This window comes from Streptomyces sp. NPDC046465, from assembly GCF_040646035.1.
Classification (GTDB): domain Bacteria; phylum Actinomycetota; class Actinomycetes; order Streptomycetales; family Streptomycetaceae; genus Streptomyces.
Genome location: NZ_JBEYZK010000021.1, coordinates 117867 through 130536 on the forward strand (window position 1 = coordinate 117867; position 12670 = coordinate 130536).

At 71.0% G+C, this 12670-nt stretch carries 13 protein-coding genes; 8 read left to right on the forward strand and 5 right to left on the reverse strand.

Going from position 1 to position 12670, the window contains the following annotated elements; translation table 11 throughout:
• Nucleotides 1-7: 7 nt before the first annotated feature.
• The 5 genes from thiO to ABZ953_RS29780 all read left to right on the forward strand — a co-directional run bounded on the left by thiO (nucleotide 8) and on the right by ABZ953_RS29780 (nucleotide 5255).
• A complete protein-coding gene (gene thiO / locus ABZ953_RS29760) occupies nucleotides 8-1201 on the forward strand; it encodes a glycine oxidase ThiO (protein ID WP_361730046.1) in 1194 nt (397 codons plus the stop codon).
• The gene (gene thiS, locus ABZ953_RS29765) at nucleotides 1198-1410 is read left to right on the forward strand and encodes a sulfur carrier protein ThiS (protein ID WP_361730049.1); all 213 of its coding nucleotides are present in this window, start codon (nucleotides 1198-1200) and stop codon (nucleotides 1408-1410) included. The genes thiO and thiS overlap by 4 nt, the downstream gene beginning before the upstream one ends.
• A 3-nt stretch (nucleotides 1411-1413) precedes the next feature.
• A complete protein-coding gene (locus ABZ953_RS29770) occupies nucleotides 1414-2208 on the forward strand; it encodes a thiazole synthase (protein ID WP_361730052.1) in 795 nt (264 codons plus the stop codon).
• A 108-nt stretch (nucleotides 2209-2316) separates the two neighbouring features.
• Nucleotides 2317-4278: a Stk1 family PASTA domain-containing Ser/Thr kinase gene (gene pknB / locus ABZ953_RS29775; RefSeq protein ID WP_361730055.1), complete on the forward strand. Its 1962-nt coding sequence runs from the start codon at nucleotides 2317-2319 to the stop codon at nucleotides 4276-4278.
• A gap of 92 nt (nucleotides 4279-4370) precedes the next feature.
• Nucleotides 4371-5255, forward strand: coding sequence for a deoxyribonuclease IV (locus ABZ953_RS29780; protein WP_361730166.1), 885 nt, complete (start codon nucleotides 4371-4373; stop codon nucleotides 5253-5255).
• Here the strand turns inward: ABZ953_RS29780 and ABZ953_RS29785 are convergent.
• Complete coding sequence (locus ABZ953_RS29785) at nucleotides 5252-5884, reverse strand: sulfite oxidase-like oxidoreductase (RefSeq protein WP_361730058.1); 633 nt, start codon at nucleotides 5882-5884, stop codon at nucleotides 5252-5254. The two genes, ABZ953_RS29780 and ABZ953_RS29785, sit on opposite strands and share 4 nt — an antisense overlap.
• 165 nt (nucleotides 5885-6049) lie before the next feature.
• On the opposite strand from ABZ953_RS29785, the gene bfr reads away from it, so the two are divergent.
• Nucleotides 6050-6529, forward strand: a complete 480-nt coding sequence (gene bfr, locus ABZ953_RS29790; protein WP_361730061.1) for a bacterioferritin — start codon at nucleotides 6050-6052, stop codon at nucleotides 6527-6529.
• A gap of 15 nt (nucleotides 6530-6544) precedes the next feature.
• Here bfr and ABZ953_RS29795 read toward each other — a convergent pair whose 3' ends face one another.
• Together ABZ953_RS29795 and ABZ953_RS29800 are read right to left on the reverse strand one after the other, a co-directional pair.
• The gene (locus tag ABZ953_RS29795) at nucleotides 6545-6793 is read right to left on the reverse strand and encodes a (2Fe-2S)-binding protein (RefSeq protein WP_361730169.1); all 249 of its coding nucleotides are present in this window, start codon (nucleotides 6791-6793) and stop codon (nucleotides 6545-6547) included.
• Between the two features lie 154 nt (nucleotides 6794-6947).
• The gene (locus ABZ953_RS29800) at nucleotides 6948-8300 is read right to left on the reverse strand and encodes a class II 3-deoxy-7-phosphoheptulonate synthase (RefSeq protein WP_361730064.1); all 1353 of its coding nucleotides are present in this window, start codon (nucleotides 8298-8300) and stop codon (nucleotides 6948-6950) included.
• Between the two features lie 112 nt (nucleotides 8301-8412).
• On the opposite strand from ABZ953_RS29800, the gene ABZ953_RS29805 reads away from it, so the two are divergent.
• Both ABZ953_RS29805 and ABZ953_RS29810 read left to right on the forward strand, forming a co-directional pair.
• Nucleotides 8413-8472 (forward strand): trp operon leader peptide, encoded by a 60-nt coding sequence (locus ABZ953_RS29805; protein ID WP_361730172.1) that lies wholly within the window; start codon nucleotides 8413-8415, stop codon nucleotides 8470-8472.
• A gap of 109 nt (nucleotides 8473-8581) precedes the next feature.
• Nucleotides 8582-10498 carry an anthranilate synthase family protein gene (locus ABZ953_RS29810; protein WP_361730067.1) on the forward strand — a complete coding sequence of 639 codons (1917 nt, stop codon included), beginning with the start codon at nucleotides 8582-8584 and terminating at the stop codon, nucleotides 10496-10498.
• On the opposite strand, the gene ABZ953_RS29815 is transcribed toward ABZ953_RS29810, so the two are convergent.
• Nucleotides 10441-11445: a 2-hydroxyacid dehydrogenase gene (locus ABZ953_RS29815; RefSeq protein ID WP_361730070.1), complete on the reverse strand. Its 1005-nt coding sequence runs from the start codon at nucleotides 11443-11445 to the stop codon at nucleotides 10441-10443. The genes ABZ953_RS29810 and ABZ953_RS29815 overlap by 58 nt on opposite strands.
• Before the next feature lie 84 nt (nucleotides 11446-11529).
• Nucleotides 11530-12567, reverse strand: a complete 1038-nt coding sequence (locus ABZ953_RS29820) for a 6-phosphofructokinase (protein ID WP_361730073.1) — start codon at nucleotides 12565-12567, stop codon at nucleotides 11530-11532.
• Nucleotides 12568-12670: the final 103 nt, after the last annotated feature.

Consider the following 12670-nt stretch of genomic DNA (forward strand, 5'->3'; position numbering starts at 1 on the left):
TACGGCAGTGCCATCGGTCACCTCCGATGTCCTGGTCGTCGGAGGCGGCATCATCGGCCTGGTCACGGCCTGGCGGACCGCGCAGCGCGGGCTCTCCGCAGCGGTCGTGGACCCCGACCCGGGCGGCGGCGCCGCCCGGGTCGCGGCGGGCATGCTGGCCGCCGTCACCGAGCTGCACTACGGCGAGCAGACCCTGCTCGCCCTCAACCTCGCATCCGCCCGCCGCTATCCCGACTTCGCCGCCGAGCTGACCGAGGCGAGCGGGCACGGCCTCGGCTACCGCGCGTGCGGCACGCTCGCCGTCGCGCTCGACTCCGACGACCGCGCCCACCTGCGCGAGCTGCACGACCTGCAGCGCCGCTCGGGGCTCGACTCCCAGTGGCTGAGCGGCCGCGAGTGCCGCCGTCTTGAGCCGATGCTCGCGCCGGGCGTGCGCGGCGGGCTCCGGGTCGACGGCGACCACCAGATCGACCCGCGCAGGCTCGCGGCGGCGCTCGTGGTGGCGTGCGAGCGGGCCGGTGTGGTCTTCCACCGCGCCTGGGCCGAGCGCCTGACGGTGGCGGGCGACCGGGCGCGCGGAGTCGTCCTCGCGGACGGCACCGAGCTGAGCGCGGCGCAGACCGTGCTCGCGGCTGGCAGCCTCAGCGGGCGCCTCGCGGGTGTCCCCGGTGACGTCCTGCCGCCCGTGCGCCCCGTGAAGGGGCAGGTCCTGCGGCTGACGGTGCCGAAGCCGTACGCGCCGTTCCTGAGCCGCACCGTGCGCGCCGTGGTGCGGGGCAGCCACGTCTACCTCGTGCCGCGCGAGAACGGCGAGCTCGTCGTCGGCGCGACCAGCGAGGAGCTCGGCTGGGACACCACGGTCACGGCGGGCGGTGTGTACGAACTCCTGCGGGACGCGCACGAGCTCGTGCCCGGCATCACGGAGCTGCCGCTGACCGAGACCTGCGCGGGGCTGCGGCCCGGCTCGCCCGACAACGCGCCGCTGCTCGGCCCGACCCGGCTCGCCGGGCTCCAGCTGGCCACCGGCCACTACCGCAACGGCGTCCTGCTGACGCCCCTCACCGGCGACGTCATGGCGCACGCCCTGACCACCGGTGAACTGCCGGACGAGGCGCGGCCTTTCACCCCGCTCCGGTTCACCGGCGCCGCCCCTGAACTCGTTCCGCCCCGCACGCAGCCCTTCACGGAGCAGCCCGTATGAGCACCCCTTTCGCCGTTTCCGTCAATGGAGAAGCACGTGATGTGGCCTCGGGCACCACGCTCGAAGCCCTCGTGGCCACCCTCTCCGCGGCGCACTCCGGTGTCGCCGCCGCCGTCAACGAAACCGTCGTCCCGCGCGCGCAGTGGCCCGCCACCGCGCTGGCCGAGGGCGACCGCGTCGAAGTACTCACCGCAGTCCAGGGAGGCTGAACCATGGCAGACGACCCCTTCGTCATCGGCGGGCTCACCCTCTCCTCGCGCCTGATCATGGGTACGGGCGGTGCGCCGAGCCTCGACGTCCTCGAGCGGTCCCTCGTCGCCTCCGGCACGGAGCTGACCACGGTCGCGATGCGCCGCCTCGACCCGGGCGTGCAGGGCTCCGTGCTCAGCGTCCTCGACCGGCTCGGCATCCGCGTCCTGCCGAACACCGCGGGCTGTTTCACCGCGGGTGAGGCCGTGCTCACCGCCCGGCTCGCACGCGAGGCGCTCGGCACGGAGCTCGTGAAGCTGGAGGTGATCGCCGACGAGCGCACGCTGCTGCCCGACCCGGTGGAGCTCCTGGACGCCGCCGAGGTCCTGGTGGACGACGGCTTCACGGTCCTGCCGTACACGAACGACGACCCGGTGCTCGCGCGGAAGCTGGAGGACGTGGGCTGCGCGGCGATCATGCCGCTCGGCTCGCCCATCGGCTCCGGTCTCGGCATCCGCAATCCGCACAACTTCCAGCTGATCGTCGAGCACGCGCGCGTGCCGGTGATCCTCGACGCGGGCGCGGGCACGGCGTCCGACGCGGCGATCGCGATGGAGCTGGGGTGCGCGGGCGTGATGCTCGCCTCCGCGGTGACGCGGGCGCAGGAGCCGGTCCTGATGGCGGAGGCGATGCGGCACGGCGTCGAGGCGGGGCGCCTGGCACACCGGGCCGGACGGATTCCGCGCAGGCACTTCGCGGAGGCGTCCTCTCCCGCGGAGGGCATGGCACGGCTCGATCCGGAGCGGCCCGCGTTCTAGGCCCCAGCGGGCACGGGCACGGCCCGGAGCGTCACAGCTCGGCTGCAGTAGCGCTCCGAATCCGCCCGGCGGGGAGACGTGTCAGCGGTGGCTCGTAGACTCCCCTGCGTGGACACGACCCTTCAGGACCCGCTCGTCGGGCAGCTGCTCGACGGCCGTTACCGGATCGACGGGCGCATCGCGGTCGGCGGGATGGCCACGGTCTACCGGGCCGTGGACACCCGCCTCGACCGCGTGCTCGCGCTCAAGGTGATGCACCCGACGCTGGCGGCCGACGTCTCGTTCGTCGACCGCTTCATCCGCGAGGCCAAGTCGGTGGCCCGCCTCTCCCATCCGAACGTGGTCGGCGTCTTCGACCAGGGCACGGACGGGTCGTACGTGTATCTCGCGATGGAGTACATCGCGGGCTGCACCCTGCGTGACGTCCTGCGCGAGCGCGGCGCGCTGCAGCCGCGGGCGGCGCTCGACATCCTGGAGCCGGTCCTCGCCGCGCTCGGCGCCGCGCACCGCGCGGGCTTCGTGCACCGCGACATGAAGCCGGAGAACGTCCTCATAGGGGACGACGGCCGGGTGAAGGTCGCCGACTTCGGGCTCGTCCGCGCGGTGGACACGGTCACGAACACGACCGGCACGGTGCTCGGCACCGTCTCGTATCTGGCCCCCGAGCAGATCGAGCACGGCACGTCGGACACCCGCGTGGACGTGTACGCCTGCGGGGTCGTGCTCTACGAAATGCTGACCGGCGCCAAGCCGCACTCCGGGGACTCCCCCGCCCAGGTCCTCTACCAGCACCTCAACGAGGACGTGCCGCCCCCGTCGGCGGCCGTCCCCGGCCTTGCCTTCGCGCTCGACGAGGTGGTCGCCTCGGCCACCGCGCGCCACCCCGACGTCCGTCCGTACGACGCGGTGGCGCTCCTCGCCCAGCTCAGGGAGGCGCGGGCCGCCCTGACCGAGGAGCAGCTCGACGCGGTGCCGCCGCAGGCCCACGCGGCGGCGCACGACAACGCCGAGGACCGCACGAGCGTGATCCCGCGCGCGGCGCGCTCCGTCCAGCTCCCGCCGCCCACCGATGGCGGTCCTGGCGGAGCGGGCGGCCAGGACGCGCTGAACCGCACCAGCATCCTCGCGACCCCGCCGCCCGGCCCGCCGCCCGCCGCCGCCCCGGCCTCCCGCAGGCGGTTCGACCCACGCCGCCGCATGATCGCGGTGATAGCCGCCGTCGTCCTCGTCCTGGGCCTCGGCACCGGCATCTGGTACATCAATTCCGGCCAGTTCACGAAGGTCCCGCCGCTCCTTGCGAAGACCGAGGCGCAGGCGAAGCAGCGGCTGGACGAGGCCGGGCTCGACGTGAAGGACATCGACCGCAAGTACAGCGACACGGACAAGCGCGGCACGGTCATGGACAGCGATCCCGCGGTGGGCGAGCGCATCCGGCAGAACGACAAGGTGACGCTGACCATCTCCCTTGGCCCGGAGACCGTCAAGGTCCCGAACGTCAAGAACATCCCGCTGGACACGGCGAAGAAGGAGCTCAAGAACTCCGGGCTCGCGCCGGGCATGGTCACCAAGAGCTTCAGCGAGGACGTCAAGAAGGGCGCCGTGATCAGCACGGACCCGCGGGCCGGTTTCACCCGCAAGGCGGGCTCGGCCGTCGCCCTCGTCGTCAGCAAGGGCCGCCCCGTCGAGGTCCCCGACGTGACGGGCGAGTCCGAGTCCGACGCCACCTCCGAGCTGGAGGAGGAGGGGCTCAAGGTCGAGATCGCCACGAAGCAGGTCTACTCCGACGAGGACAAGGGTGACGTCGCCGAGCAGTCGCCCGGTGAGGGCAAGACCCTCGCCGAGGGCGACACGGTCACCCTGACGATCTCCAAGGGCCAGCCGATGGTCGAGGTCCCTGACGTGACCGGGATGAACGTCGACGACGCCAAGGACGAGCTGGAGGGGGCGGGCTTCGACGTGGACGAGGACCGCGGCCTGCTCGGCATCTTCGGCGACACCGTGAAGAAGCAGTCGGTGGACGGCGGCGACAAGGCCCCCAAGAACTCGACGATCACCATCACGATCCGCTGAGCCCGAGAGCCCGTGATCGGCCGGGGCCCGGACCGCCGACGGAGCATCCCCGCGCGCATGCCACCCTGGATGGCGTGAGCAGCAACAAGTCAGTGACCAGCAACGAGTCCCCCAGCGCAGCGTCCCGCAACCCCGTCGGCGGCCATGTCCCCGTGGCCGGCGGCCTCGCCTCCGTCGGCCTCTCGTACGCCCGTGAGCTCGGTGCCGAAGCCGTGCAGGTCTTCGTCGCCAACCCCCGCGGCTGGGCGACCCCGCTCGGCAATCCGAAGCAGGACGAGGAGTTCCGCGCGGCCTGCGCGGCCGAGAAGATCCCCGCGTATGTCCACGCGCCCTACCTCATCAACTTCGGCTCGCACACCGAGGCCACCGTCGAGAAGTCCGTCGACTCACTGCGCCACTCGCTGCGCAGGGCCCGGGCGATCGGCGCGCTCGGCGTCGTCGTGCACACGGGCTCGGCGACCGGTGGCCGGGACCGTGCGGTCGCCCTGAAGCAGGTGCGCGACCGCATGCTGCCGCTGCTCGACGAGCTGACGCACGACGACGACCCCTTCCTGCTCCTGGAGTCGACCGCGGGCCAGGGCGCCTCGCTCTGCTCCCGCACCTGGGACTTCGGGCCGTACTTCGAGGCGCTTGACGCCCACCCGAAGCTCGGCGTCTGCCTGGACACCTGCCACATCTACGCGGCGGGCCACGACCTGGCAGGTCCGAGCGGCATGAAGCAGACCCTCGACCTCCTCGTGGACACGGTCGGCGAGGGGCGCCTGAAGCTCGTGCACGCCAATGACTCCAAGGACGTCGTCGGCGCCCACAAGGACCGCCACGAGAACATCGGCACCGGCCACATCGGCGCGGACCCGTTCCGCGAACTGATGCTCCACCCCGCCACGGAGGGCGTACCGCTGGTGATCGAGACGCCCGGCGGCAAGGAAGGCCACGCGGCGGACGTGGCCCGCCTGAAGGAGCTCAGGAGCATCTAGAGCTCGGGGCCGTCCCCGGGCCCTTCCTGGTACGAGTAGCGCTGCTCCTGCCAGGGGTCGCCGAGGTTGTGGTAGCCGCGCTCCTCCCAGAAGCCGCGGCGGTCGGCCGTCATGTACTCGATGCCGCGGACCCACTTGGGGCCCTTCCAGGCGTACAGGTGGGGCACGACGAGCCGCAGCGGGAAACCGTGCTCCGCGGTGAGCAGTTCGCCGCCTTTGTGGGTGGCGAAAATCGTGCGGTCGGAGGCGAAGTCCGCGAGGCGCAGATTCGAGCTGAAGCCGTACTCGGCCCAGACCATCACGTGCGTGGTGTCCGGCGCGGGCGGGGCGATCTCCAGGAGCGTGCGGGCCGGGACCCCGCCCCACTCGGCGCCCAGCATGCTGAACTTCGTGACGCAGTGCAGGTCCGCGACGACCGTGTCGTACGGCAGGGCGGAGAACTCCTCGTGGGTCCAGCAGCGCTTCGCGCCGTCGGCGGTGGCGCCGAAAACCCTGAACTCCCAGCGCTCGGGACGGAACTTCGGCACCGGGCCGTAGTGCGTTACCGGCCAGCCGCGCTGCAGCCGCTGACCCGGCGGAAGCTCCGGCTCCGCTGCCTCTCGAGATGCGCGTTCCGCCGGCTGACCCATGGCTCCATCCTGACAGACCCGGGGCGGTGGGTGTGACCAGCCGTAACCCCAGGGGCGCTGATTGGGGCAACTCCTACTAAGCGTGCACTTACTGGACGGCCTCCGAACACCGGTGCAAGGATGCGCGTCACCTGCCCAGTCACCCGCGTGGAAGGAGCCTCTGCGATGCAGGGCGACCCCGAGGTCCTTGAATTCCTCAACGAGCAGCTGACCGCCGAGCTCACGGCGATCAACCAGTACTTTCTCCACGCCAAGATGCAGGAGAACTTCGGCTGGACGAAGCTCGCGAAGTACACCCGGTCCGAGTCCTTCGACGAGATGAAGCACGCGGAGGTGCTGACCGACCGGATCCTGTTCCTCGACGGTCTGCCCAATTACCAGCGGCTCTTCCACGTCCGGGTCGGCCAGACGGTCACCGAGATGTTCCAGGCCGACCGGCAGGTCGAGGTCGAGGCGATCGACCGCCTCAAGCGCGGCATCGAGGTGATGCGCGCCAAGGGCGACATCACGTCCGCGAACATCTTCGAGTCGATCCTCGAGGACGAGGAGCACCACATCGACTATCTGGACACCCAGCTCGAGCTGGTCGAGAAGCTGGGTGAGGCGCTCTACATCGCGCAGCTCATCGAGCAGCCGGAGAGCTAGAGCCGGAGCCGGGAGTCAGGCGGCTTCGGGGAGCTCCGCCTCGGCAGCCAGCGCCACAGCCGGTTCTCCCTGGTCCACGAGGTCTCGGCGGGGGCAGGCGCTCCGGCCGAGCAGTGCCTGGATGCGCCGCACGCACGAACCACAGTCCGTGCCGGCCTTGCAGGCCGACGCTATCTGGCGGGGGGTGCAGGCCCCGTCCGCCGCGTGCTTCTTCACCTGCGCTTCGGTGACCCCGAAACAGTTGCAGACGTACACGCGGTTCACCTCCCGGACAGGACTCATCGGTAGCGCCGTCCCGATTGATCGGTGAGGCTAACCTAACCTTACCCGTGACGGCGGGGACGCAAAAGCCCCGGGTACGCCGGTGGGGCGCGGATCACACGGATCCGCGCCCCACACGTACGTACAGCCGGAGAACCTACTGGTCGCGGTACATCTCGGCGACCAGGAACGCCAGGTCGAGCGACTGGCTGCGGTTGAGCCGCGGGTCGCAGGCCGTCTCGTAGCGCTGGTGCAGATCGTCGACGAAGATCTCGTCGCCGCCGCCCACGCACTCGGTGACGTCGTCGCCGGTGAGCTCGACGTGGATGCCGCCCGGGTGCGTGCCGAGGGCCTTGTGGACCTCGAAGAAGCCCTTGACCTCGTCGAGCACGTCGTCGAAGCGGCGGGTCTTGTGACCGGAGGCCGCCTCGTAGGTGTTGCCGTGCATCGGGTCGGTGATCCAGGCGACGGTCGCGCCGGATGCGGTGACCTTCTCGACGAGCTCGGGCAGCTTGTCGCGGACCTTGTCGGCGCCCATCCGGACGATGAAGGTCAGCCGGCCGGGCTCGCGGTCGGGGTCGAGGCGCTCGATGTACTGCAGCGCCTCCTCGGCCGTCGTGGTCGGGCCGAGCTTGACGCCGATGGGGTTGCGCACCTGGGAGGCGAACTCGATGTGCGCGTGGTCCAGTTGGCGGGTGCGCTCACCGATCCAGACCATGTGGCCCGAGGTGTCGTAGAGCCGCCCGGTGCGCGAGTCCACGCGGGTGAGGGCCGACTCGTAGTCGAGGAGCAGCGCCTCGTGCGAGGCGTAGAACTCGACGGTCTTGAACTCCTCCGGGTCCGTCCCGCAGGCCTTCATGAAGTTGAGCGCGTTGTCGATCTCGCGGGCCAGCTGCTCGTACCGCTGGCCGGACGGGGACGACTTCACGAAGTCCTGGTTCCAGGCGTGCACCTGGTGCAGGTCGGCGTAGCCACCGGTGGTGAAGGCGCGCACCAGGTTAAGCGTGGAGGCGGAGGCGTTGTACATCCGCTTCAGGCGCTCGGGGTCCGGGATGCGGGCCTTCTCGTTGAAGTCGAAGCCGTTGACCGAGTCGCCGCGGTACGTCGGCAGGGTCACGCCGTCGCGGGTCTCGGTGCCCTTGGAGCGCGGCTTCGAGTACTGCCCCGCGATGCGGCCCACCTTCACGACGGGCACGGACGCCGCGTACGTGAGGACGGCGCCCATCTGGAGCAGTGTCTTCAGCTTGTTCCGGATGTGGTCGGCGGACACCGCGTCGAAGGCCTCGGCGCAGTCGCCGCCCTGGAGCAGGAACGCCTCTCCCTTGGCGACAGAGGCCAGTCGGGCGCGCAGCTGGTCGCACTCGCCCGCGAAGACGAGCGGCGGATACGACTCGAGGTCCGCGATCACATCGCGCAGAGCCTCGGCATCGGGGTACTCGGGCTGCTGCGCCGCGGGCAGGTTTCGCCAGGTGTTGCCACCGGTAGCGGTGGTCTTAGCGTTCACGGTCACCTCGTCAACACTACGGGGTGAAGCGCCCCGTCCATCCCCCCGCTCACGAAGTGAGACGGAGGAAACACCCGGCGTCCCGACGACGCGTTGACGATGCGTTAAGGTGCCGGACATGCGTACGCAGAAGACGACCCAGAACTGGTGGTGGCCCGCTCATCCGGCGGCCCACTGACTCTGCGCGCACCCAGACTCGCGAAGGCCGCCCGAGGGGCGGCCTTCCGTGTTTTCCGGACTCTCCCGGGGCCTGGCCGTTCCTCTCCCAGTGAGAAGGAACAGAAACCATGCAGCCGACACAGCAGCTGGCAGAGCTCCTGTCCGACGACCGCCCGTTCGCCCTGCTGCGCCGCCGCACCCCGGGCCACGACCACGACACGGTCGAGGTCCTGATCGGCCCGACGGGCACGTACGAGCGGCTCGCGGACATCCCCGAGGGGCTCGCGCTCGTGCCGTTCCGGCAGATCAGAGAGCGCGGCTTCGACGTGCGCGACGACGGCACTCCGCTGACCGTCCTGACCCCCGACGAGCGGTACGCGCTGCCGCTCGCCGAGGCCCTTGCGGCGCTGCCCTCGCACGACGTGCGGGTCGAGGGCGGGGCCTTCGACGTGGCCGACACGGCGTACGCGGACATCGTGGGGCGGGTCCTGCGCGAGGAGATCGGCCGGGGCGAGGGCGCGAACTTCGTCATCCGCCGTACGTACGAGGGGGAGATCCCGGGCTTCTGCCGGGCCGACGCGCTCGCGCTCTTCCGGCGGCTCCTGGTGGGCGAGCGGGGCGCGTACTGGACGTACGTCGTGCACACCGGGGACCGGACGCTCGTCGGGGCCAGCCCCGAGGTGCACGTGCGGATGTCCGGCGGGACCGTCGTCATGAACCCCATCAGCGGGACGTACCGCTACCCGGCCGACGGGCCCACGGCCGACGGCCTGCTCACCTTCCTCGCCGACGGCAAGGAGACCGAGGAGCTCTCGATGGTCGTCGACGAGGAGCTCAAGATGATGTGCACGGTCGGCGACATGGGCGGCGTCGTGGTCGGGCCGCGCCTGAAGGAGATGGCCCATCTCGCGCACACCGAGTACGAGCTGCGGGGCAGGTCGTCGATGGACGTGCGGGAGGTGCTCAAGCAGACGATGTTCGCGGCGACCGTCACCGGGTCGCCCGTGCAGAACGCCTGCCGCGTCATCGAGCGCCACGAGCCCCTCGGACGGGACGGTGTCGGCCGGGGCTACTACGCGGGCGCCCTCGCCCTCATCGGCCGCGACGCGGGCGGCGCGCAGACCCTGGACTCCCCCATCCTCATCCGCACCGCCGACATCTCCCCGGCCGGGCGCCTTCGGGTGCCGGTGGGCGCCACGCTGGTGCGCGGCTCCGACCCGATGAGCGAGGTCGCCGAGACCCACGCGAAGGCCGCGGGCGTGCTTGCCGCGCTCGGCGTACGTCCCGGCAGGCCCCGTCACGAGGGTGCGCGCGCCCCGCTCGCCGACGACCCGCGCGTGCGGGCGGCCCTGGACGGGCGGCGGGCCGGGCTCGCACCGTTCTGGCTGCGGATGCAGGAGCCGACGCACGAGCTGACGGGGCACGCGCTCGTCGTGGACGGCGAGGACACGTTCACCGCGATGCTCGCGCACGTGCTGCGCTCCTCGGGCCTTCGGGTGTCGGTACGGGGTTACGCCGAGGAGGGGCTGCGGGAGGCGGTGCTCGCGCACGAGGGGCCCGTCGTGCTCGGTCCTGGCCCCGGTGACCCGTCCGACCTCGCCGATCCGAAGATGCGGTTCCTGCGCTCGCTTGCCGCGGAGGTTTTGCGCACCCATGAGCACGGCGTGCTCGGTGTCTGCCTGGGCCATGAGCTGATCGCGGCCGAGCTGGGCCTTGAGATCGTCCGCAAGGAGGTGCCGTACCAGGGTGCGCAGGCGGCCATCGAGCTGTTCGGGCGGCCCGAGACCGTCGGGTTCTACAACAGCTTCGTGGCACGCTGCGACGACGAGGCGGCGGCGGAGCTGGCCGCGCACGACGTGGAGGTCAGCAGGGACGCGGCGAGCGCCGAGGTGCACGCCCTGCGGGGTACCGGATTCGCGGGCGTGCAGTTCCACCCGGAGTCGGTGCTCACGCTGCGCGGGGCCGCGATCGTACAGGAGCTGCTCGGTCAGCTCCTGGCCACCGCGGGGACGAGGACGTTCTCGGAGCGTCGGCCCGCCCGGTAGTCCAGGACGTTGCGCACCGTGGTGTCGATGATCTGGCCGACCGCGTCCACGGTGTAGTACGCCTGGTGGGACGTGACCACGACGTTGGGGAACGTGACGAGGCGGGCCAGGGTGTCGTCCTCGACGACCTCGAGGGACTTGTCCAGGAAGAACAGTCCCGCCTCCGCCTCGTACACGTCCAGGCCCACACCCGCGAAGCGCCCCGCGCGCAACTCCCCGACCAGGGCTTCGGTGTCGACCAGGCCGCCCCTGCTGGAGTTCACCAGGATCGCGTCGTCCTTCATCATCCGCAGGGCGTCGGCGCCGATGAGGTGCTGGGTGGTGGGGAGCAGCGGCACGTGCAGGCTGACGAGGTCCGCCTCGGCGAGGAGCTCCTCCTTCGTCACGTACGTCATGCCGAGTGCGACGCAGGCGGGGTTCTCGGTGACGTCCCAGCCCAGCAGGCGCATGCCGAAGCCGTGCGCGATGCGGGTGAACGCCTCGCCGATCTTGCCGGTGCCCAGCACGCCGACCGTGCGGCCGCGCAGGTCGCGTCCCATCAGCCCGTCGAGGCGGAAGTCGAAGTCGCGGGTGCGGTTGCTGGCGCGGACGATGCGGCGGTTGACGGTCATCGCCAGCGTCCAGGCGAACTCCGCCACGGAGTACGGCGAGTAGTACGAGACCCGGGCGACGGTCAGGCCGAGGCGCTCGGCGACCGGCAGGTCGATGTTGTTGAAGCCGGTGGAGCGCTGGGCGATCATCTGCGTCCCGCCGGCGGCGAGGGTCTGCAGGACGCGGCTGTTCAGCGTGGCGTTGACGCTGGAGGAGATGATCTCGTGACCGGCGGCGATGGGGGCGGTGTCCTCGTTCAGGAAGACGTTCGTGCAGCGGACGTCGTGGTGCCCCGCGAAGGCCTTCTCGATCAGCGGCTTCTCGTCGGACTGCACGCCGAACGCGAGGATCTCCATGGTCGCGAGTCTATGGAGGTCCCCACGGGACGGCACCCGGAGCCGGGGCCGTCCCGGGGAGCGGCCGGGGATATGACACAGGCTCTAGCCGAAGAAGACCCCGACCTCCTCGTAGAGCGCCGGGTCCACCGTCTTCAGCTTCGCCGTGGCCTGCGCGATCGGCACCCGCACCACGTCCGTGCCCTGCAGCGCGACCATCTTGCCGAAGTCGCCGTCCCGCACCGCCTCGATCGCGTGCAGCCCGAACCGGGTGGCCAGCCAGCGGTCGAAGGCGCTGGGCGTGCCGCCGCGCTGGACGTGCCCGAGGACCGTGGTGCGCGCCTCCTTGCCGGTGCGCCCCTCGATCTGCTTGGCGAGCCACTCACCGACCCCGGAGAGCCGGACGTGCCCGAAGGAGTCCTGCGTCCCGTCCTTGAGGACCATCTCGCCGTCCTTGGGCATGGCCCCTTCGGCGACGACGACGATCGGGGCGTACGACGCCTTGAAGCGCGAGGTCACCCAGGCGCAGACCTGGTCGAGGTCGAAGCGCTGCTCGGGGATGAGGATGACGTTCGCGCCGCCCGCGAGGCCCGAGTGCAGGGCGATCCAGCCCGCGTGGCGGCCCATGACCTCGACGACGAGGACGCGCATGTGCGACTCGGCGGTGGTGTGAAGGCGGTCGATGGCCTCGGTCGCGATGCCGACCGCGGTGTCGAAACCGAAGGTGTAGTCGGTGGCGGAGAGGTCGTTGTCGATGGTCTTGGGGACGCCGACGACCGGGACGCCGTACTCGTCGGTGAGCCGGGCGGCGACGCCGAGCGTGTCCTCGCCGCCGATCGCGATGAGGGAGTCGACCTCGTACTTGGCGAGGTTCTCCTTGATGCGGCGCACGCCGTTCTCCGCCTTGAGCGGGTTGGTGCGCGACGAGCCGAGGATGGTGCCGCCGCGCGGCAGGATGCCGCGGACCGCCGGGATGTCGAGCGGGACGGTGTCGCCCTCCAGCGGACCGCGCCAGCCGTCCCGGAACCCGACGAAGTCGTAGTCGTACTCCTGGACGCCCTTGCGGACGATGCCCCGGATGACGGCATTGAGCCCGGGGCAGTCGCCGCCTCCGGTCAGTACGCCAATTTTCTTGGCCCCCATGGAACCATCCCTTCGCCTCAGTGACCTGATGCGAGTCACGCTAATGGTGATCCAGGTCACTCCGAGACGGTGCGGACGGCCAATTCCTGGGCGGTACAGGGGA